This window comes from Arachidicoccus sp. (assembly GCF_050436765.1).
Classification (GTDB): Bacteria; Bacteroidota; Bacteroidia; order Chitinophagales; family Chitinophagaceae; genus Arachidicoccus.
This window is the reverse complement of record NZ_JBNQGD010000118.1, coordinates 20,341-41,405: the sequence shown is the minus strand read 5'-3', so window position 1 is coordinate 41,405 and position 21,065 is coordinate 20,341. Positions and strand designations below refer to the sequence as shown.

The 21,065-nt window shown below is 36.7% G+C and carries 18 protein-coding genes; 4 read left to right on the top strand and 14 right to left on the bottom strand.

The window, feature by feature from the left end:
- Positions 1–18 precede the first annotated feature (18 nt).
- Positions 19–1,155, top strand: a complete 1,137-nt coding sequence (gene hisB / locus ACQR30_RS04980; protein ID WP_429732138.1) for a bifunctional histidinol-phosphatase/imidazoleglycerol-phosphate dehydratase HisB — start codon at positions 19–21, stop codon at positions 1,153–1,155.
- A gap of 291 nt (positions 1,156–1,446) precedes the next feature.
- Here hisB and dnaK read toward each other — a convergent pair whose 3' ends face one another.
- From dnaK to ACQR30_RS04945, 7 genes are all read right to left on the bottom strand, one after another.
- A complete protein-coding gene (dnaK, locus tag ACQR30_RS04975; protein ID WP_429732135.1) occupies positions 1,447–3,357 on the bottom strand; it encodes a molecular chaperone DnaK in 1,911 nt (636 codons plus the stop codon).
- 247 nt (positions 3,358–3,604) lie between these two features.
- A complete protein-coding gene (gene lpxB, locus ACQR30_RS04970) occupies positions 3,605–4,717 on the bottom strand; it encodes a lipid-A-disaccharide synthase (protein ID WP_429732132.1) in 1,113 nt (370 codons plus the stop codon).
- Between the two features lie 37 nt (positions 4,718–4,754).
- A complete protein-coding gene (locus tag ACQR30_RS04965) occupies positions 4,755–5,597 on the bottom strand; it encodes an SAM hydrolase/SAM-dependent halogenase family protein (RefSeq protein WP_429732129.1) in 843 nt (280 codons plus the stop codon).
- 15 nt (positions 5,598–5,612) lie between these two features.
- Positions 5,613–6,419, bottom strand: coding sequence for an SDR family oxidoreductase (locus ACQR30_RS04960; protein WP_429732126.1), 807 nt, complete (start codon positions 6,417–6,419; stop codon positions 5,613–5,615).
- Positions 6,420–6,567: 148 nt separating this feature from the next.
- Positions 6,568–7,347, bottom strand: a complete 780-nt coding sequence (locus ACQR30_RS04955; protein ID WP_429732123.1) for an ABC transporter ATP-binding protein — start codon at positions 7,345–7,347, stop codon at positions 6,568–6,570.
- Positions 7,348–7,394: 47 nt separating this feature from the next.
- Positions 7,395–8,690: a diaminopimelate decarboxylase gene (lysA, locus tag ACQR30_RS04950; protein WP_429732120.1), complete on the bottom strand. Its 1,296-nt coding sequence runs from the start codon at positions 8,688–8,690 to the stop codon at positions 7,395–7,397.
- 50 nt (positions 8,691–8,740) lie between these two features.
- A complete protein-coding gene (locus ACQR30_RS04945; protein ID WP_429732117.1) occupies positions 8,741–9,325 on the bottom strand; it encodes a porin family protein in 585 nt (194 codons plus the stop codon).
- 894 nt (positions 9,326–10,219) lie between these two features.
- Between ACQR30_RS04945 and ACQR30_RS04940 the strand changes: the two genes are divergently transcribed.
- Positions 10,220–10,711, top strand: a complete 492-nt coding sequence (locus ACQR30_RS04940; RefSeq protein WP_429732115.1) for an N-acetyltransferase family protein — start codon at positions 10,220–10,222, stop codon at positions 10,709–10,711.
- A gap of 27 nt (positions 10,712–10,738) precedes the next feature.
- Here ACQR30_RS04940 and pepE read toward each other — a convergent pair whose 3' ends face one another.
- From pepE to ACQR30_RS04915, 5 genes are all read right to left on the bottom strand, one after another.
- Positions 10,739–11,440: a dipeptidase PepE gene (gene pepE / locus ACQR30_RS04935; protein WP_429732112.1), complete on the bottom strand. Its 702-nt coding sequence runs from the start codon at positions 11,438–11,440 to the stop codon at positions 10,739–10,741.
- Between the two features lie 31 nt (positions 11,441–11,471).
- Positions 11,472–11,978 carry a hypothetical protein gene (locus tag ACQR30_RS04930; protein WP_429732109.1) on the bottom strand — a complete coding sequence of 169 codons (507 nt, stop codon included), beginning with the start codon at positions 11,976–11,978 and terminating at the stop codon, positions 11,472–11,474.
- 57 nt (positions 11,979–12,035) lie between these two features.
- The gene (locus ACQR30_RS04925) at positions 12,036–13,049 is read right to left on the bottom strand and encodes a PhoH family protein (RefSeq protein ID WP_429732107.1); all 1,014 of its coding nucleotides are present in this window, start codon (positions 13,047–13,049) and stop codon (positions 12,036–12,038) included.
- 125 nt (positions 13,050–13,174) lie between these two features.
- On the bottom strand, positions 13,175–15,787 hold the full coding sequence (locus ACQR30_RS04920) for an MGH1-like glycoside hydrolase domain-containing protein (protein ID WP_429732104.1): 2,613 nt from the start codon (positions 15,785–15,787) through the stop codon (positions 13,175–13,177).
- A gap of 45 nt (positions 15,788–15,832) precedes the next feature.
- On the bottom strand, positions 15,833–16,636 hold the full coding sequence (locus ACQR30_RS04915) for an SDR family oxidoreductase (RefSeq protein WP_429732101.1): 804 nt from the start codon (positions 16,634–16,636) through the stop codon (positions 15,833–15,835).
- A gap of 227 nt (positions 16,637–16,863) precedes the next feature.
- Here ACQR30_RS04915 and ACQR30_RS04910 point away from each other — a divergent pair, with 227 nt between their 5' ends.
- Positions 16,864–17,076: a hypothetical protein gene (locus tag ACQR30_RS04910; protein ID WP_429732099.1), complete on the top strand. Its 213-nt coding sequence runs from the start codon at positions 16,864–16,866 to the stop codon at positions 17,074–17,076.
- Between the two features lie 519 nt (positions 17,077–17,595).
- Here the strand turns inward: ACQR30_RS04910 and ACQR30_RS04905 are convergent.
- Both ACQR30_RS04905 and ACQR30_RS04900 read right to left on the bottom strand, forming a co-directional pair.
- The gene (locus ACQR30_RS04905) at positions 17,596–18,945 is read right to left on the bottom strand and encodes an efflux RND transporter periplasmic adaptor subunit (RefSeq protein ID WP_429732096.1); all 1,350 of its coding nucleotides are present in this window, start codon (positions 18,943–18,945) and stop codon (positions 17,596–17,598) included.
- Positions 18,946–18,981: 36 nt separating this feature from the next.
- Positions 18,982–20,310 (bottom strand): TolC family protein, encoded by a 1,329-nt coding sequence (locus tag ACQR30_RS04900; protein WP_429732093.1) that lies wholly within the window; start codon positions 20,308–20,310, stop codon positions 18,982–18,984.
- A gap of 157 nt (positions 20,311–20,467) precedes the next feature.
- Between ACQR30_RS04900 and ACQR30_RS04895 the strand changes: the two genes are divergently transcribed.
- Positions 20,468–21,065: DUF2400 domain-containing protein (locus tag ACQR30_RS04895; RefSeq protein WP_429732090.1), on the top strand; the 598-nt coding region annotated here is incomplete at its 3' end.

Here is a 21,065-nt window from a genome sequence, read left to right as displayed (position 1 = left end):
AATATTAACCATTAAATAATGAAACCGATATTATTTATCGACCGAGACGGAACTATTATCGTGGAAACGCGCACTTCGTACCAAATAGATAGTTTTGAAAAATTAGAATTTTACCCGGAAGTTTTTCAATATCTTTCTAAAATTGCGAAAGAGTTAGATTACGAATTAGTAATGGTAACCAATCAAGACGGCTTAGGTACAGATAGCTTTCCTGAGGAGCCTTTTTGGCCGGTACAGCGTTTTATAATGCAGTGTCTGGAAAATGAAGGCATTCATTTTTCGAAAGTGTTTATTGACAGAACTTTTAAGAAAGATAATATTCCAACGCGTAAGCCGGGAACGGCAATGTTGACAGAATATATTAACAATCCCGCCTATGACTTACAAAATTCTTTTGTTATTGGTGATCGTATTACAGATGTTCAATTGGCGAAAAATTTAGGCAGCAAGGGGATTTGGTTAAATAACGATGCAGAGCTTGGCGCCGATGAGATTGCAGATAAAGAAGCTATAAAAGAAAGTATGGGTTTGGTGTCTTCCAGTTGGAAGGATATTTATGAATTTCTGAAATTGACATCTAGGACGATTCATCACAAGCGAAATACCAATGAAACGAAAATTTCGATCGACATAAATTTAGATGGAAGCGGCAAAGCCAACATCCATACGGGTCTGGGTTTTTTTGACCATATGCTCGATCAAATTGCCCGCCACGGAAATATTGATTTAAATATTGAAGCAAAGGGTGATTTGCATATTGATGAACATCACACGATCGAAGATACCGGGATTGCTTTAGGGGAGGCATTTGCTAAATTATTGGTGGATAAAAGAGGGATGGAACGTTATGGATTTGCTTTGCCTATGGACGAAGCAGAGGCGAAAGTTTTAATAGATTTTGGTGGACGTAATTGGATCGTTTGGAATGCCGAATTTAAAAGGGAGAAGGTGGGAGAGATGCCTACAGAGATGTTCTTTCATTTCTTCAAATCATTCAGTGATGCGGCTAAATGCAATTTGAATATTGAATGTAAAGGTGAGAATGAACACCATAAAATTGAAGCTATTTTTAAGGCCTTTGCTAAAGCCATTAAAATGGCAGTGAAGCGTGATCCCTTAAGTGACGCGCTGCCTAGTACAAAGGGCGTTTTATAAATAAAAAAATAGCAGCCCCGACTGTATTTTTCCCGTTGTATCACTTGATCTGATATATAGAAAAATAATTATAGATAAAAATAGCAGCCATTCATTGTCTGCTATTTTTTTTGAAAAGAAGTGTCATTTTATTATTGGGTAAATGGGCAATGGGGGAAATGAGATTCTCGGTTCGGCTATAGTCTGACTAATCAATTCTTCTGATCATCCAACTGACGTGCCTAAGACGAAAAAACCACAGTGATACCATTTATCACTGTGGTTTTATAATTATTCGCTATCGAGCTCTACTTATTTTACTTCTTCAAACTCTGCATCAGTCACGTCGCCATGATCTTCTGATGAAGGCTGTTCTCCACCAGCGTTTGCTTGTTGTCCAGCGTCGGCAGCTGCGCCATCCTGTTGAGCTTTGTATATGTCTTCACTTGCAGCTGTCCAAGCGGCGTTCATTTCTTCTAAAGCTTTGTCGATAGAAGGAATGTCCTGTACTTTGTGTGCATCTTTCAACTTCGTCAAAGCCGCTTCAATCGGTGCTTTTTTATCAGCAGGTATTTTTTCGCCAAACTCTTTCAGTTGCTTTTCTGTTTGGAAAATTAAACTATCTGCTTGGTTTAATTTATCTACTTTTTCGCGTTCTGCTTTGTCAGTTGCTTCGTTGGCTTTAGCTTCATTCTTCATCTTTTCAATTTCCTCTTTGCTTAAACCACTACCTGCCTCAATACGGATTTTTTGTTCCTTACCGGTTCCTTTGTCTTTAGCGCTTACGTGTAAGATACCGTTGGCATCGATATCAAAAGTTACTTCGATTTGAGGAACACCTCTTGGTGCTGGTGGAATACCATCTAAGTTAAAAACACCAAGACTTTTATTGTCTTTTGCCATAGAGCGTTCGCCTTGTAAAATGTGGATCTGCACACCTGGTTGGTTATCGCTTGCAGTAGAATATACTTCTGTCTTTTTCGAAGGAATGGTTGTATTGGCTGGGATCATTGGAGTCATCACACTACCCATTGTTTCAATACCTAATGTAAGGGGCGTAACGTCTAGCAATAATACATCTTTCACTTCGCCTGTTAATACAGCACCCTGAATAGCTGCACCAATAGCAACTACTTCGTCAGGGTTCACGCTTTTATTTGGCTTTCTTCCAAAGAATTTTTCGACAATTTCTTGTACTTTGGGAATACGTGTAGAACCACCTACCAATATCACTTCGTCAACATCGGAGGCCGAATAACCAGCGTCTTTTAAGGCCGCTTCACATGGCTTTAAGCAACGGTCAAACAATTTATCAGCTAAACTTTCAAATTTTGCACGACTCAATTTCTTTACCAAGTGTTTGGGTACTCCGTCAACAGCGGTGATATAAGGCAAATTGATTTCTGTTTCGTTAGAAGAAGATAATTCAACTTTTGCTTTTTCTGACGCTTCTTTTAGACGTTGCAAAGCCATAGGATCCTTACGCAAGTCGATGGCTTCTTCATTTTTAAACTCGTCGGCCAACCAATCCATAATCACTTTGTCAAAATCATCACCACCCAAATGTGTATCACCATTGGTCGATTTAACTTCGAACACGCCATCTCCCAAATCTAAGATAGAAATATCAAAAGTACCACCACCTAAATCGAATACAGCAATTTTGTGTTCTTTGCCGCCTTTATCTAAACCATAAGCCAAAGCCGCAGCGGTTGGTTCGTTTACAATACGACGTACATTTAAGCCTGCAATTTCACCGGCTTCTTTTGTAGCTTGACGTTGTGCATCATTGAAGTAAGCTGGAACTGTAATTACTGCTTCGGTTACTTCCTGGCCTAAATAGTCCTCAGCTGTTTTTTTCATTTTCTGCAAAGTCATAGCAGAAATTTCTTGTGGTGTGTATTGACGACCATCAATATCTACACGTACTGTATTATTATCTCCTTTTACAACTTTGTAACTGTAGTGGGTAATTTCATTACCAACTTCATCAAATTTACGTCCCATAAAACGCTTAACACTCATAATCGTGTTTTGCGGATTGGTAATTGCCTGACGTTTTGCAGGATCACCAACTTTACGTTCTCCATTTTTTAAAAATGCCACTACAGAAGGAGTTGTACGACGACCTTCATCGTTTGCAATAACAACTGGTTCATTTCCTTCCATAACAGAAACGCAACTATTGGTAGTTCCTAAGTCTATACCTATTATTTTTCCCATATTTATTAAATTTTATAATTTACGATTTTGTTCGATAAGTACGTTCAAGCATTGTGCCATGACAGCGAGTTGTGCAAAAATGACAGTCCTTGCTGGGGCGACTTATAGAGAAATTGCTGTATGCTATTAAAGTCCTGATGGAATGTCAGTCACTGCTAAAGCGCAGATAGCTGGCAGTAGACACCGATATATTAAATTTCCGGTGATATATAACGAATTTATAATAATTGCTCTTTAAGGTAAAGATTTACTTTTGAAGGAATTCAATTACCGCCATTGCGACATTTTTTGAAGCATTCCCACCGAAAGATAAAAGATCTTTTAATTGGGCATAATTATCCTCAATTTGAGAACGTGCCGTATCATCGTTTAAAATACGTTCAAGTTCCTGACTTAGATTTTGTTCATTGAGACTGTGTTGGATAAGTTCAGTTACAACGAGTTTGTCCATTATCAAATTAACAAGCGAGATATATTTTATTTTAATCAATCTTTTAGCAATCTGATAGCTAATATTACTGCCTTTGTAACAAACTATTTCAGGAACACCAAATAGAGCTGTTTCTAATGTCGCAGTGCCACTTGTAACTAATGCCGCGTAGGCATTTGAGAGCAATTTGTATGTTCCGTCTTCAATGGATAAAACGTCGGGATACGAGGTGAGCATTTCCTGATAAAATTCATTTTCCAAAGAAGGCGCCTTAGCGACCACAAATTGATAGTTTGGAAAATGTTTTGAAGCCCTTAACATTATAGGCAACTTTTTGCGCACTTCCTGTTTGCGACTTCCTGGTAGAAGCGCAATTATCTTTTTATCATCTAAAGATGATAAAGGAGTTTTAGATTCTTTAAAATCGTCAATAACTTTTACTAAAGGGTGCCCTACATATGTGACATCCCAATTAAACCTATTTTTAAAATAATCTTTCTCGAATGGTAGAATGACTAACATTTTATCTATGTTTTGCATCATCTTGGGCACGCGGCTTTCTTTCCAAGCCCATACTTGCGGAGAAATATAATAAACAACTTTGATGCCTTGTGTTTTGGCCCATTGTGCAATGCGTAGATTAAATCCCGGATAATCGATCAAGATCAATACGTTTGGGCTATATTTCTGAATATCTTTTTTACAAAAAGAAAGATTTTTTAAAATCGTCGGTAAATTACTTACTACTTCTACAAAACCCATAAAAGCCAGACTTCGATAATGTTTCACTAGTTGGGCACCGGCGGCCTGCATTTTATCGCCACCCCAACAGCGTACTTGACATTCAGGATCCAACTTATGTAATTCTTTTATTAAATTGCTCCCATGCAGGTCACCGCTTGCCTCACCGGCTATAATGTAGTATTTCAAATTTTATAAAAAGTAAAGAGTGAAAAATATTTACGATTTATTCAAAAAAAACACGAATAGTTTTGTAAAACCAATTACGCTTTCCGCTTTCTTCTTGGGTCTCTGCATAGGAAGATGTATATTCTTTAGATCCCTTTAGGCCAAATAGCCCCGCTAAATTTCCATTTTTAATGGATAGCTCTAACATGCCTGCAGAATTAAATGTAGCAATGTATTCGCTATTGTCAGAGATCGAATAGTTCTCTTGGACCTTAGTGATAATGTTGTTGCTGCGCCCAAAAATTATCTTATAATCTCGACCTTTGCGACATTCTTCAAATTCTTCTTCAGAAATATTACCTACAACATTTTCAAATCTGTCTATAAATATAATTTGCCCTTCAATCCAATTGTCGCCAAATGTCGGGCGCATCGGGTAACGCTCCACAAAATTGTCGATTGGCTGACCAACCTGTAAAGGAGATCTGCCTGTTGCTAATTTATGTACAGCAATAGAAAAGTATTCTAAGCATTGAAGTGTCGTTATTTTTGCTCCATTTTTTACAGGTAACCTAAAAACATTACCAGGTTTTTGCTTACAAATCATGGTTAAAATGCCATTATCCGGACAAAGAATATATTGTTTTCCATATTTGGCTAGTAATAATTGGCTAGGATCAAATTCAAAGAGATTTACTAATACGATGTGTATGGTTTCTTCTGGATAATATTTAAATGCATGCACACATATATAAGCAGCTTCGGCAAAATTAGTAGAGGATAATTGATGGGTAATGTCTACTATTTGAGCATTGGGTTGCAAAGTTAAAAGCTGCCCCTTAAAAGCGCCAATAACAAAATCGTTGATACCAATATCTGTTGATAGCGTAATGATTGCCATTATTTGGGGGTATACTTATTTAATGAGTTTGTTGTTTTTAAAATAAAATTTTCTAACAAGTTTATCTGCTATTGCAGGTAAAAAACGGTTAAGATATACCGCTTCTTTGCCCTGTGTTGTTAATATTAGCGTACGTTTCCTTTTATCAATTGCCTCAAAGATATGCCCGGCACATTCTTCTGCACTCATCATTTTTTCTTCCTTCATCAACGTTTCGGCTTCCGGCTTCGCGTCTTTGTTTAATGCAACTTTTCTGATATTGGAACTGGTAAATCCGGGGCAAACGGTTACGACTGAAACTCCCGTTTCTACCAATTCTGTACGGATAGATTCCAGCCAACCATTCAACGCAAATTTTGATGCAGAATAGCCACTTCTTCCTGGTAATCCTCTGAAACCTGCAATAGAAGATACGCCAACAATTACACCCTGGTTTTGTATTAAGAATGGTAATGCGAATTTTGTGCAATATACCGCGCCCCAAAAATTCACATCCATTAATTTTCGTAAGGTTTCTATTTCTGTGTCTTCAAATAATGCGCGCATGGAAATACCCGCGTTATTAATTAAGATATCGATGCTTCCATGTACTTTTATTACTTTTTGAATAAATGAATTGCATTCATTCTCTTTGCTAATATCAGCTGTATGGGTCAGCAGCGGCATATCAGGATACTGTGTTTGCAAAAGGTAGAGTTTATCAAAGTTTCTACTACAGGTAGCTACTTTGGCTCCTCGTTGCAAAAAAATATCTACTAATGCGCGACCAATTCCTTCGGATCCGCCAGTAATTACAACTACTTTATTTTTAAATTGAGACATATTAAATGGATTCTGCTACAAAAGTAATTACTTAATCTAAGCAGCTGTATTTTGTAAGGTAAAAAATTTATACGAAATAAAGAAGTCGGAAAACTATTTTGTTGTATTCTCCGACTTCTTACAATATTTTATCATGATAAAAGAAAACCTATTTGTTCTTTTGTTTATCTTCTTCCATACGCATTTCTTTTACATCTTGTAAGAATTGTGACGCAAAAATAAATTTATTCAACATCTCGTCTTTACTATGAATAATCTCACGATTATTACCTTCCCACCGTTTTTGCCCATCATACATATACACTATGTGATCGCCAATTTCCATCACGCTATTCATGTCGTGTGTAATGACAACCGTGGTCATTTCATACTCGATGGTAATTTCCTTTATCAATTTATCTATTAATAATGAGGTCTGTGGATCCAGACCCGAGTTAGGTTCATCGCAAAAAAGATATTTAGGATTCAGTACAATTGCTCGTGCAATACCCACCCTTTTCTTCATTCCTCCACTTATTTCAGCCGGGAGCTTTTTATTGGAGTCTGTAAGGTTTACGCGAGCCAGTACTTCATTGACGCGTTTCCTTTTTTCACTATTGGACATTTTTGAGAACATGTCCAGAGGGAACATCACATTTTGCTCAACCGTCATGGAATCGAAAAGTGCGGAACCCTGAAATAGCATACCTATTTTTTGGCGTAGCTCTTTTCGTTCTTTTTTATCTAACTGTAGAATATTTTCATCCTCGAAAAATATTTCGCCTTCATCTGGTTCGAACAAACCCACAATGCATTTAGTTAAGACCGTTTTGCCACTGCCGCTTGCGCCAATAATAAGATTACATTTGCCTGCATCCAAAACCATTGAAACGCCCTTAATAATAGGCTTCCCGTCAAAACTTTTCTTTATATTTTTTAATTCAATCATAGTTTAATTCAATTAAAAGCTAAACCTAATGCAGGGCAGGCACTGAATTATAATACCTCGATTTGATTGCGCAATAAATCCTCAAACGTATCCCTTCTTCTTATTAAGTGTGTCTCATCATTTATCACCAATACTTCTGCAGGTTTTAATCGTGAGTTAAAGTTACTGCTCATCTCAAAACCATAAGCCCCCGCATTATAAAAACAAAGTAAATCACCTTCATGAGTTTCTGCAATTTTTCTGTCCCAGGCAAAAGTATCTGTTTCGCAAATATTACCCACGACAGTATAGATCCTTTCAGATCCTTTAGGATTGCTAATGTTTTCCACACGGTGATAGGCTTCATAAAACATTGGGCGTATAAGGTGATTAAAGCCAGAATCCACGCCTACAAAAACGGTGGCAGTGGTTTGTTTTATGACATTGGCTTTTACCACAAAGTAACCTGATTCACTTACCAAGTATTTTCCAGGTTCAAACCATATTTGTAATTTCTTGCCTATTTCTTTTTCAAATGTTTCAAATGCTTCGCCAACTTTTTGGCCCAATAGATCCACGTCGGTCTCTATATCGGTTTCCTCGTAGGGGACTTTGAAGCCACTACCCAAATCTAAAAATTCTATTTTGGGAAAATGCCTGGCCAAATCAAGCATTACATCTAATGCATTTAAAAACAAGTTAATGTCTTTGATTTCGCTGCCAGTATGAATATGCAACCCGCGAACATGTAATTTAGTCGTTTTAACTACACGCTCTATATGTCTCATTTGGTGTATGGAAATGCCAAATTTGCTATCGACATGGCCGGTAGAGATTTTGTAATTTCCGCCAGCCATTATATGCGGGTTTAAACGAATGCTGATAGGATAGGAGTTACCATATTTATTTCCAAATCTTTCAAGAAAAGAAATATTATCGATATTGATATTTACGCCTAATTCTTTGCCCGACTCCACTTCGGTGAAATCGACACTATTGGGTGTAAACATAATCTGATGGGGCTCAAAACCAGCAGCTAGACCAAGTTTTACTTCATTTATGCTCACACAATCCAAGTCGGTACCAATACCTTTCATCAATTTTAAGATATTGATATTCGTCAATGCTTTACAGGCATAAAAAAAACGTGTATCCGTTTTAGCAAATGCTTTTTTTAGTTTATTGTACTGTTCTTTTATTTTTTCTGCATGGTAAATATAGACCGGCGTACCATATTCATTGGCTATCGCCGAAAGTTGTTCATTGGAAAGTTGCATGGATAATTTGTTCATTTTAGCAGCACGAAAATAAGAAACGTTACGGTTATGCAATGTTTTATTTGTTTTATTTAAAAATGTATGCATAAAAAAAAGCCGTTCAATTTGAGAACGGCCTTTCTAAATAGAGTATTTATTTATAAAATGGTAAAGCCGATTCCTAATTGAATTTGCTGATTCTTCCATTTTTGTTGGTCGCTAATATCATTAATATTTGACAGGCCAATATTATAACGCCCGTAAACACGTAATGCGCCGAGGTTAAGCTGCAAGCCGGCAACAGCTGCAAAATCACCACTTTTAATGGCATTTTTACCATTAACAAACAAAGAGGAATCTTTATTCATTAAGATGCTATATTGAGGACCCACATTTATGGTCAGCAGTTTATTTACGTTGATACGTAACAAAAGTGGAATACTTAAGTAATTCAATTTGGCATCTTTTGTAGAATTAAAATAATCCTGTTGAGTAGAGCTCTGGCTTTGAGTCGTTGTATTTGTTTGGTTAAATAGAACTTCAGGTTGAATGCCAATAGTTTTACCAAAGTCATATTCTAAAAACGCACCGGCGTGAACACCAAATTCGTAGCCATTTTTAAAAGACTCACCACTAATTTTGTTAAGGTTCCCACCCGCTTTGATACCAAGGGCAAAATGTTGCGCATTGGCAAAACCTGCCAGCAACAATACAGTAAGGAGAGTTAAGAATAATCTTTTCATTGGATAAATTTTTACGGTTTTGTAGCAAAAATAATGTTTATAAATGTCATGTTAAAAACTATATGATTTTACTCAAATTCTTCCTGTCAAAGAATATGCCATCATTGCCCTACTCAAGGCACTCCTTGAATATTCTTTTAATTGGCTATGTATCCTATAACCAAGATTGAACGGGAACTTACGCGACTTTGAGGCATAGATTTAATTGTGACTGCCCAAGTCACCGGCGACATAAGTGCTTTAACCCGGCTCTCTGTTATTGATATAGGGAGGATTTCCGCCAATCATTTTGCTAAATTCTGCTCCAACTTGTAGGGGAAGTAATTGGCTAGTGTTAATTCGCAAGAGTACGGGAAGGCTCAAATAATCTAGGTATATAGATTGCCCCTTTGGGTAAAATATCCAGAACTAGTATTGCTATTCTGCGGCGTTACATTCATTTGGTTCAATAGAAGTTCCGGTTGAATGCCTATCTTTTTTGTCAAATTATATTCTAAAAATGGGTCTGTCTGAAGTCCGTGTCTATAAGTTCCTTTAAATGGGCACCGGTAATTGTAGTTAAGTCGCTACCAACTTTTGCCCGAAATGAAATTCCTCCGCACTAACAAATTTGCCCAATCCTACAATCAATCGTTTGGAGAATCAAGAACCTTTTTTCATTGGAGAAATTTTAGTTTTAGCGGATGAAATAACGTCCGACATCGCTTAAATTATCTTTTATGGTGGTTATAAGAGCTCTTTGGCTGTTGTTATTTCTTTGATAATCAATTTTACATTAAAAATAAAAAAAGAATGCGAATATTTGTTTAGATATTTAAGTCCCCGGTAATATTATATTTAATTATAAATTTACCTTTGATCCGTAATTGTCAATCTTTTAAACAGGAGATCACCATGTTTACGATAAGAAATGCGAAAGAATGTGATTTGCCCTATATACAAGAAATAATGAATGATGCGGTTTTAAACACGACTGCCATTTATGATTATCATGAGCGGGATGGGCAATATGTAAAAAATTGGTTTGACAATATGCAAAAGCAATCCATGCCCATTCTTGTATGTGCATACGAAGGACGATGTGCCGGATATGGTTGCTACACTATTTTCCGACCAAAGGACGGTTATCGTTTTTGTGTAGAGCATTCAGTATATGTACATAAAGATTTTAGAGGAAAGGGTATAGGAGCAGAATTATTAAATGCCTTAATTGAAAGAGCAAGATCCGAAAACTATCATACAATGATTGCCGGAATTGACGCAGAGAATACATTCAGTATCGAATTTCATAAAAAATATGGATTTACTGAAGTGGGTTATTTAAAAGAAGTCGGATTCAAATTTGATCGTTGGTTAGATTTGGTCTTCATGGAGAAAATACTATGATATTTATACTACTGCATTTTTGCGTCGCTAAAATACGATTTCACTGTGAGTAGGTAATTCATATGGTTCTTCACCTTTTTCGAAAATTTTTGCGGGAAATCTGCCTTCTAGTTTAACAACATTATTGTTCACTCGAAGCCAGCTTCCTTCTCTTAATCCGATTACCGGTATTCGATTTTGGGTCAAAAATTCTTTAATACGGGTTTCTCTTGTTTCACCCATGTGTGTGGACTGGGCAGCTGCGTCTAAAAAATGCGGATTGATATTGAAATTTACCAAACCCATTGTTTCGAAAGATGACGGATAGACAATTGGCATGTCGTTGGTTGTCTGCATATTGATGCCGCCAATATTTGCACCTGCACTACAACCGAGATATGGTTTGCCTCGGAGCACTTCATCTCTTAAAACGGGCATTAATTTTTGTTCGTGTAATTGTTTTACCAACAAAAACGTATTACCGCCGCCCGTAAAAAAGCCTTCTGCGCTTTTTATGCCGTCTGTTGCTGATGAAAATTCATGCAGCCCTCTTACTCTCTTATTTATCGAAGCAAAAAAAGTGCTCGCCTTTTCAGTGTACTCCTCGTGGGAAATACCACTAGGGCGAGCAAAAGGAATAAAGATTATTTCTTTTACGTCTTTATATAATTCAATAAGCTCACTTCTTAGATAACTTAAATAAGTTTCACCTGCAAGAGTGGAGGTACTAGCGAGCACAATATTGGGCATAACAAGACGTAAAAATAGTTAGGTATTAAATTTATTTCCCTAAAGAAGAATCTGGGTTTGCTGCATCAAGTGAATCCGAAGACATGTCATCACTCTGCATCTGTACCCCGCCACCTTCTTCTTCCATCATTTTCTTCATGGTGCCAAAAATGTCGATGCGCCATTGACCATTTTCTTTTTTCAATGAAAGGGTCTCGTCGTTTTCTTTTTTGCCCATTATTTCTTTTGGAAGTACTGTTTTTAATTCAACTGAAGCAGTTGAATCATTTTCAATTTTTTCATTTACGATTTTTATAGTTGCCACTTTTATAAGCGCTTTTATAGAATCAGGTAAAGGATTTTGTTTACTCATCTGCTCGTTTTCCTTTAGAATTTTCGCGCTTTCTATCGTGGACAACTTTTCCGCTGTTGCATAATCATCATTGAGCATTGCCTTTGAAAATTTTGTAGCAATAGCTGACGGAGACGATGAGGATTTACAAGACGGGACTATAAATGCGAGAGATAGCACTGCTATACACACAAAGATTCTTTTCATATGACTCGTTTCATTTTTGATGATGGAAATTGGGATGGAAAATTACAACAATAATTTTTATAACAACCTATCCTTACCTATCTTTTTGTTTACATAAAATTTTTGTTCTTCTTCTTCTTTTTCATCGGCCATATTGTATGCCTTGATAATCTGCTTAACAAGTTTGTGCCTTACGACATCTTCTTCATTCAATTCGATGAGTGCAATGCCATCTATATTTCTAAGAATAGACACCGCTTTCCACAAACCGCTTCGTTGGTTTTTAGGTAAATCTATTTGAGTAGGATCACCGGTTATAATCGCTTTCGCGTTTGCCCCAATACGTGTCAAGAACATTTTGATTTGCAAATCATTGGCATTTTGTGATTCATCTAGAATAATAAATGCATTATCCAAGGTGCGACCACGCATATAAGCTAAAGGCGCAATTTCTATTGTGCGCGTACTCATGTAATAGCCCAATTTGTCAGCGGGAATCATATCATCTAAAGCATCGTATAGGGGGCGCAAATAAGGGTCTATTTTCTCTTTTAAATCACCGGGTAAAAAACCAAGACTTTCTCCCGCTTCGACCGCGGGACGTGTTAAAATAATCTTTTTTACAATTTTATTTTTTAGTGCACGCACAGCAATGGCGACAGCAGTATATGTTTTACCTGTTCCGGCTGGACCTATAGCAAAAACAATGTCATTATTATCAGCCGCTTCAACCATCGATTTCTGATTGGTGGTGCGAGCCCGAATGCTTTTTCCGTTAGGTCCAAAAACTAATATATCATTTGGATGTCTTTCGACAAAATTATCCACTTTGTCGTCATCAATACTGCCGAGTATTTCTTCAAAATAATTATCACTTAAATCGCCACTACGTTCAATGTGTTGCAATATCAAGCCAATTTTTGCCTTTGCTTCCTCTACATGTTCCTGCGCTCCGCTTAATTTTATCTGCGTGCCACGGGAGAGAATTTTTAATAATGGAAAGCGTCTTTTTAATAAATTGAGTTTTGCGTTATTTACGCCAAAAAACTCAATAGGGCTGAGGGTGTTTAATTCAATGATGGTGTCGGTCAAAATAATTAGGTTTAAAAATTATATATTTTGATGCTATATGCAATATACAAAACAGCTCGCTCGAAATTGAAATTTATTTATCAACAAATGTGCTAAGTTTTTGACCTGTAAATCTTCTTGAGGCCTTAATTTCTATTCTTTGATTGAATAATTTTGGCCACTAATCCGGTCCAACCAGTTTGATGAGAAGCTCCTAATCCCTTACCTGAATCTCCATGAAAATATTCATTGAATAAAAGATATTCATTGAAGTTGGTATCTTTTTGGAGTGTTTGATTCTCGCCTAAAAATGCCCGGTTGCCATTTTCGTCTTTGATAAACAAATTCACCACTTTATTTGATAAATAGGTTGCAACTTCTTTCAATGTTAAAAAATTGCCACTATGCGTTGGACATTCAACTTTAAAGTCATCACCGTAATAGTAATTAAATCTTTGCAGACTCTCTATAATTAAAAAATTCATCGGCATCCATATAGGACCACGCCAATTACTATTACCACCAAACATAGCAGAATCGGATTCACCAGGTGTGTAAGCTACTTCAAAATGTGCATTGTTAATCGATAATTTATAGGGGTTTTTTTCATGATATTTCGAGAGGGAACGAACGCCGTATAGACTCAAAAACTCATTTTCATCTAATAACCTTTCTAATATTTTTTTCATTCGATGGCCACGCAATAACGATAAAAGATGTTGTGTATTATTCTGCTCCTGCCAACGCGAAACCAAGGCAGCCAACTCGGGCTTGTTTTCATAAATCCAATTCATTCTTTCTTTAAAAAGAGGCGCCTTTAGCAAACTGTTATCGTCAATTACTTCTACCGCAAATAATGGGATAATTCCTACAATACTTCTTAATCTTAATATTTTATTGTCCCCATATTTGGAGCGAATTCTGTCGTAATAGAATTGATCTTCTTCATCCCAAAGCCCTTCTCCATTAGCTTGCAGATTTTCCATTGCATAGGCAATGGTCAAGAAATGTTCAAAAAATTTAGAGGCCATATCTTGATATACGCTATCAAATTTTGACAATTCAAGAGCAATACGCATCATATTTAAGGCAAACATCGCCATCCAACTTGTGGCGTCAGATTGTTCCAATTGCAATCCATCAGTCAGTGGCATATTCCTATCAAACACACCGATATTGTCAAGACCCAAAAAACCTCCCTCGAAAATATTGTCTTCTTCCTTATCTTTTCTATTTACCCACCATGTAAAATTGAGCAGCAGTTTGTGAAAAATGGCTTTTAAGAACGTTGTATCTGATTTGCCATAATTGCTTTCATCGATTTTATATACACGCCAGGCGGACCATGCGTGCACGGGTGGATTGACATTACCAAAATCCCATTCATATGCGGGTAATTGTCCGTTGGCATGCATGTACCAATCGTGTGTAAAAAGTGTTAGTTGTTCTTTTGCAAGATTCGAATCAATTACTGCAAGTGTTACACAGTGAAAAGCCAAATCCCAAGTCGCGTACCAAGGATATTCCCATTTATCAGGCATGCTGATGACACGCTTGTTGTCTACATGTTGCCACTCATAATTGCGGCCATGTTTGCGTTGTTGGGGTGGGGGAGGCATGCGTTCATCTCCATTTAACCATTTAGATACATTGTAATGGTAAAATTGTTTATTCCATAACATTCCTGAAAAAGCCTGGCGTTGAATAGCCCGCTCATCATCTGTCTTTATTTCTTTTTGTATTTCTTCGTAAAATTCGTCGGCATCCTTTATACGCTGGGAAAATATTTTATCAAAATCATCGAAAGCATTTTTAATTATTTCTTTAGATAACCGAAAACAAAAAGTAGCTGGCTGTCCGGGTCTAATCTCGACATCGTAATTAATTGATAATTTTGTTCCTTCCTCGTTGTTTATAGCGGTTTCATCATTATTAACTATGTAATTATTAATGCCATCTTTTGCATAGTTTGAATCATTTTTGGATTGATATAACCGTTCATTATTTGTTTCATTTTCACAATATAAAAAGGGAGCTTCTTCTTTGACATAAAAATGATAAGTGTCCATTGCCGGATGCTGCAATAATACTTCTCCTTCGGACAAACAGGTAATGTTGGGTTTGCGTATTTTATTTTGCCAGCTCCAATCATTACTATACCAGATAGTTGGTAGTATATTTATTTTTGCTTTGTCAGATGAGAGATTATTAACAGTAACTTTTATCAGGATATCGGTAGGGGATGCTTTGGCGTACTCAATAAATATGTCAAAATAATTATTGTTATTCAACACCCCTGTATCTATCAATTCGAACTCAGGTTCTAGCCTTGAGCGCCTTTTGTTTTCCTCCAATAATTGCTCATAAGGAAACGCTTCAATGGGGTACTTGTACAACATTTTCATATAGGAATGTGTAGGCGTATTATCCAAATAATAGTACAACTCTTTTACATCTTCGCCGTGGTTGCCTTCGAAGTTTGATAAGCCAAAAAATCGTTCTTTTAATATAGCGTCTTTTTTGTTCCAGAATGCCCATGCAAAACAAATGTTTCCTAAATTATCGCAAATGCCTCCAATTCCTTCCTCTCCCCAACGCCATGCTTTAGAACGGGCCATATCGTGTGTCGTAGATTGCCAGGCATCTCCGTTTTCACTGTAATCTTCACGTACTGTTCCCCATTGCCGGTCACTTACATATGGTCCCCAAACTTTCCAACTTGCGTCAGTTATCTTTTTATCTTCTTGCGTATTCTTCATGCCTGATTATTTGCTTACAATTATCTATGAGATTTTATTTCGTATTTACCCGTTGGTCGTAAATCCTGGGAATAGTGTCATCCCCCCGTCAACAAATATCGATGTGCCGTTTACATAGTCACTATCGTCGCTCGCCAACCAAACAGCGGCTTTCCCAATGTCTTCGGGTTGGCCAATTCTTTTATAAGGAATTAGTTTCATCAAATTGTCCAATGCTTCAGGCGTGCTCCATGCGTCTTTATTAATTGGTGTTTGAATAGCTCCTGGACAAATACTATTAATTCTAATTTTCCTTGGCGCAAATTCTTGTGATAATGTTTGCATCAACATATCAATGCCACCTTTGCTGGTCGCATAGTTGGCATGCCCTGCCCAAGGAATAATTTGGTGAACGCTGCTCATGTGAATAATTTTTCCGGCAGCTATCGATTTCTGCGCATCGACGCCACGGCGCAAAAATTCCTTTATGGCTTCCCGCGCGCACAAGAACTGGCCTGTAAGATTTACACCTATTACGGCATTCCATTGAGATAAGGTCATTTCTTCAAAAGGCGAATCTACCTGTATGCCGGCGTTATTTACTAAAATATCTACGGTGCCATATTGTTGAATAGTTTGGGCAAACATGTTCTGTACGTCCTCTTCTTTACTTACATCGCACTGAAAAATAATACCATCTCCACCTGATTGTTTAATGTCATCCAGAACGGATTGCGCTTCCTCTTTAACTTTTTCAAATGGGTAATTGACTACCACTTTTGCCCCTTCTAAAGCCAAGCACTTAGCAACACTTTTACCAATACCGCTGCTGGCACCTGTAACTATCGCTATCTGATTTTGTAGTTTCATAAGTTGTCCTTTAATTGTAATTTAAATTAAATATCGTTGATTAATATTAAAAGAACTTTAAATGCTTTGTTATAATTAAAATATTTTTATCAAAATCATTGGAGAACCTTAGCGTATAAAATGCTTTATCACAATATCAACCTAGTCTTATATCGACAATCCGCAATTGTAAAATATTTAGGAGATATTAAATAGCATATTATGCAATTGCTCCTTCCATTAAATCGATGAAGATTTTACGTTTTTTACTCATTTTAGTTGGCTATGCATTCTTTTTGTTGGTTAGCGGGTGGCACCTTTCAACAGCAGAATTCATTAAAACCTGGGATATCAATGATACTTCTAAAACAATCAAAGCTGAAGCCACAAATATCGATGTAAGACAGCATCTCAATGCGCAAGTTTTCCAAAAACGATTAAAAGAATTGAATGCTTATTAGGCAACTCATAAAAATGATTGTTTAGTAGTTAGACGATTATTTATGATATTTTAGGCAAGACCAATTTAAATATTTATGTAAATATTGCGAAAGGGGATTTTTTATGATTCCAAAAGCTATAAGGTTGGCTACTTATGAAAATGATCGGCAATTACTTTGCAAGGTATATACAGTATATGCGGAATCTATCTCTGCAAAATTTAAAGAAAACACGAAATGAAACTTCCCGAATTGCTGGTTTGGGTATTAATCGTTGCCATACTATTAACGATGTTATTGGTGTGGTGGTATTTTGAAAGACGAATTGCAGTATTACAATTATAACCAATAGGAATCTAAGATCCCAGCTATTTCCCGTCGCAATCCGAACATGCAACTGGGTAATAAAAGTAAAGTATTTCGGCTTTTATGGTAACCTACAAAAAACAGCCCGAGAATGGGCTGTTTTTTGTAGGTTTTTTAATAGAATTTAAAGCATCACCAAAAGAATTACGATGTTTTACTTTCTAATTCTTTTAATTATTGGCTTGAAGAATTCGCTTGAAAGAGCTGAGACTTATCGACCACTTTTACTTTATTCCCCGATTTTAGCAATTTACTTACGGTATCGTAAGGTCCGGTTACCACTTGATCACCTTCTTTTATACCACTTAATATTTCAATATAATTTATGTCTTGAATCCCCGTTTTTACAATTACGGGCTTTACTTTATTGTCTTTGCCAATTACAAAAACGACTTCAGATAAACTGTCGTTAGCACCTACCTGAGCATTTTGATTTTTCAGCGTGGAATCATCCTTTACCAAATCGCTATAATCTCTTGTTGTAACTGCATTCAGGGCTATTGATAAAACATTTAAATTGGTCTTTGTCTGTATATCTGCGCTTGCCGACATACTCGGGCGAAAAGGGAAAGGTTGGCCTTTACCGATTAAATCCTTGTAGCTTTCCGGTAAGAGTCTAATATGTACTAAATAGTTGGTAGCAGTCGTCGAAGTGGTTGTAGATGCGTTGGCTGTAGGCTGTGGGTTAGCGATTTGGGTGACGATACCCTTAAATACTCTCTGATTATAAGCATCCACCTGAATATTTGCACTATCACCAAGGCGCACTTTATGAATATCGTTTTCTCCTACATTCACGCGAACTTCAATTCTTCCTAAATCTGCAATACGCATCATTTCGGTACCAGTCATTTGCGCTGTACCAACTACGCGTTCTCCTTTTTTTACATCCATCAAACTGATAACGCCATCCATCGGTGAAACAATAGTAGCTCTATCAACGTCGGTTTGTGCTCGAATGAGGCTTGCTTGTGAACTTTCTACATTTGCTTTTTGCGCATTAATGGTAGCTTTCGCAGCTGCGTAATTTGCTTTTGCAGATAAGTAGGCTTGTTGAGCTTGCTCAAATTCTGATTGTGAAATTACTTTTTGGTCGAGCAATGTTTTTTGCCTTTTATAGGCATCATTTGTTTGATCCATCGTTGCTTTTAATCCGGCTAACTGGCTTACTGCATTTATTTCCTGTGCTTTTGATTGTGCTACTATCGCTTGTGCCTGATCTCGTTGACTAGCGTAAATATCGGCATATATTTTTGCAACCGTTTGACCTTTTTTTACCGTATCTCCTTCATTTACTGGTAAATCTACAATTTCGCCGGAAATATCGGAGGACACTTTTACTTCAATTTCCGGATATATTTGCCCACTTGCGGTTACTATTTCTGTAATAGTACGTTTCTGGGCTTTTTCTGCAGTTACTTCAATCCCTTCTTTTTTGCCGATAACGCCCGCTTTACTAAGCACAATCAGCAATACAACTAAGAATATTAATATTGCAATCACCCATTTTAATTTTTTACTCATAATACGAGATATGTAGTTAATATAATTGTTTCTATCTTATAATTTAATGTGGTTGTATTTGTAGAACTCCAGAACTTTCAATCTAAAAATATATTCAAAATGTGCCGCTGCTTTGTTCATTTTCGCCGTGTACAAATTATTTTGGGCAATCAGATAATCAGAAGTCGACATGATGCCTATGTCGTATCTTTTTTGTGCCAATTCATAAGCATAGGCTGAATAAGATTCGCTTTTAGTATTGGCATTATAGTTTTGAATACCTGATTGTGCATTACTATATGCAGTATAAATATTTTGCTGTAACGCCTGATTGTTTTTTTCTTGCGTTAATTCTGCAGAAATGACATTTTCTTTTGATTTTTCATAATTTGAGCGCAATTGTCTGCTGTTGAATATTGGAATATTTAAACTTAACCCGATAAATTCTGAAAGATTGGCATTAAACACTTGCTTGCTATAAGAAAAACCATAGGGATCCTTACTCGCGTAGTTACTATTCATTGAACCGGACATCTGAATAGAGGGATACATTTGAGCGCGTGCTGATTTTGTTTCTTCCAGAGCAGATAATATATTTAGACTATCTACCTTTTGTTGGTATTGGTTACGTAGCGCAATATGATAAACATCTTGGGGCTGCATCTCACTCAAAGGTATTAATGGGATTGCTTCAACGTCGGGCAACGAAACGTTGAAAGGTGCATCTGCACTGAGATTTAACAATGCAAGCAATTGCAATTTATTTTGAATCATGGTTGCCTCATTGGTAATATATGTACTGCTGTCCGTTGCTAACTGTGATTCTAATTGTGCAGAATTTAATTCTGGAAGACTCCCTGCAGCTACTTGTTTATTGGTAATATCTAACTGCTTTTGACTAAGTGCAATCTGCCCTTGGGCAATATTCACCTGTTCTAGAGATAACAGGTACTGTAAATAAGCGGCTGCTACATTCAGCGCAACGTCATTTTTTGCACGCTCTATATCAAATTTGTTGGCGTTGTCAAGTGCTTTTGCCGACTTGATGGCGTGTTGCTGACTGAAAAAATTAAATAAAGTGATTCCTGATTGTAGTCCGTAGTTTTGAGAAAATGAATTATTAGTGGCAAACTGATTGGTTGTAGGATAGATATACCTACCAAAATGTTCCCCTGCTTGAGAATTCATACTTAATGTCGGTATTTGCATTGCCTTTGCCTGCTTCAGCTGTATAGCCGAAAGTCTCTGTTGAACATCACTTTGACGAACAGAAATATTATGAGACAATGCGTAGTCCACACATCTCTGCAAATCCCAATTATTATCTTGGCAAAAAGCAAAAGCGGGCAGACAAAGTAAACAGATAACAACATTAAATTTCTTCATCGGTCAAAATTTTAAGCCAATTTCTGAAACATCGCAACATATTTTGGCATTATTTGACAAATATAATATTCATTTTATGGTTTATCGTTATTTTTAGATGAGCGGATATAGAATTGCTTGTGCGGTAATTTGAAAGCATTTTTTACTTTTACGGCTTATGAATGAATTAAAATATTTTTTAGATCAAAAAGTTGCACAATATAATCGGCCTGATTTTATTGTGAATGACCCCGTTTGTATTCCGCATCTCTTTTCAAAAAAGCAAGACATTGAAATTGCCGGATTCTTCGCGGCCATTTTTGCTTGGGGAAGCAGAACGATTATTATTAATAAATCGAAAGAATTATTGTTGCGAATGGATAATGCCCCTTACGATTTCTGTATGCATCATAGTGACGGGGATTTAATAAAGCTTTTGGACTTTAAGCACCGGACTTTTAACGATACCGATTTATTATATTTCGTTTCTTTTCTACATCATCATTACCAAAAGCACCCTTCTTTGGAGGCTGCCTTTTTGATGGGAGCTGGAAATGAGTTTTGCATAAAAAATGCCCTGATTAATTTTCATCATTATTTTTTTTCTTTGACGGATTTTCCACCAAGAACTAAAAAACATATCGCTTCTCCTGAAAAAAATTCCACCTGCAAGCGCCTCAATATGTATTTACGGTGGATGGTGCGCAAAGATAACTGTGGCGTCGATTTTGGTCTTTGGGAAAAAATGAAGCCATCTGATTTAATTTGTCCGATCG

Bases quoted from the DNA above. Each gene is read 5' to 3' on its own strand.
- ACQR30_RS04920 (WP_429732104.1), bottom strand. From the start codon at position 15,787: ATGAAGAATACGCAAGAAGATAAAAAGATAACTGACGCAAGTTGGAAA.
- ACQR30_RS04965 (WP_429732129.1), bottom strand. From the start codon at position 5,597: ATGGCAATCATTACGCTATCAACAGATATTGGTATCAACGATTTTGTT.
- lysA (WP_429732120.1), bottom strand. From the start codon at position 8,690: ATGCATACATTTTTAAATAAAACAAATAAAACATTGCATAACCGTAAC.
- dnaK (WP_429732135.1), bottom strand. From the start codon at position 3,357: ATGGGAAAAATAATAGGTATAGACTTAGGAACTACCAATAGTTGCGTT.
- hisB (WP_429732138.1), top strand. From the start codon at position 19: ATGAAACCGATATTATTTATCGACCGAGACGGAACTATTATCGTGGAA.
- ACQR30_RS04900 (WP_429732093.1), bottom strand. From the start codon at position 20,310: ATGAAGAAATTTAATGTTGTTATCTGTTTACTTTGTCTGCCCGCTTTT.
- ACQR30_RS04955 (WP_429732123.1), bottom strand. From the start codon at position 7,347: ATGATTGAATTAAAAAATATAAAGAAAAGTTTTGACGGGAAGCCTATT.
- ACQR30_RS04960 (WP_429732126.1), bottom strand. From the start codon at position 6,419: ATGTCTCAATTTAAAAATAAAGTAGTTGTAATTACTGGCGGATCCGAA.
- pepE (WP_429732112.1), bottom strand. From the start codon at position 11,440: ATGCCCAATATTGTGCTCGCTAGTACCTCCACTCTTGCAGGTGAAACT.
- ACQR30_RS04945 (WP_429732117.1), bottom strand. From the start codon at position 9,325: ATGAAAAGATTATTCTTAACTCTCCTTACTGTATTGTTGCTGGCAGGT.
- ACQR30_RS04940 (WP_429732115.1), top strand. From the start codon at position 10,220: ATGTTTACGATAAGAAATGCGAAAGAATGTGATTTGCCCTATATACAA.
- ACQR30_RS04910 (WP_429732099.1), top strand. From the start codon at position 16,864: ATGAAGATTTTACGTTTTTTACTCATTTTAGTTGGCTATGCATTCTTT.
- ACQR30_RS04915 (WP_429732101.1), bottom strand. From the start codon at position 16,636: ATGAAACTACAAAATCAGATAGCGATAGTTACAGGTGCCAGCAGCGGT.
- ACQR30_RS04905 (WP_429732096.1), bottom strand. From the start codon at position 18,945: ATGAGTAAAAAATTAAAATGGGTGATTGCAATATTAATATTCTTAGTT.
- ACQR30_RS04930 (WP_429732109.1), bottom strand. From the start codon at position 11,978: ATGAAAAGAATCTTTGTGTGTATAGCAGTGCTATCTCTCGCATTTATA.